The sequence below is a fragment of the Enterobacter sp. ENT02 genome (genome assembly GCF_019219165.1).
In the GTDB taxonomy this organism is placed as follows: Bacteria; Pseudomonadota; Gammaproteobacteria; order Enterobacterales; family Enterobacteriaceae; genus Enterobacter; species Enterobacter mori.
On sequence record NZ_JAHUWD010000054.1, the window covers coordinates 1 to 212 of the forward strand.

The window sequence follows — 212 nt, forward strand, 5'->3', positions numbered from 1 at the left end:
GCGGCAAGGCCGAGCCGGGCAGCACGGTGAACATCATCGACAACGGCCAGGTTATCGGCTCCACGAAGGTGAACCCGGACGGTAGCTGGAGCTTCACCCCGGATCAGGCGCTCTCCAACGGCGAGCATGACCTGACCACCACCGTGACCGATCCGTCAGGCAACACCGGACCGGAAGGGTCGCACGTGGTCATCACCGTTGACGTGGTCCCG

Annotated in this window: 1 protein-coding gene; it reads left to right on the forward strand. The window is 65.1% G+C overall.

All coding sequences use genetic code 11. The annotated features are described in order from the left end of the window. The coding region (locus KW829_RS23110; protein ID WP_218309156.1) for an Ig-like domain-containing protein at positions 1 to 212 on the forward strand (212 nt) is incomplete at both ends.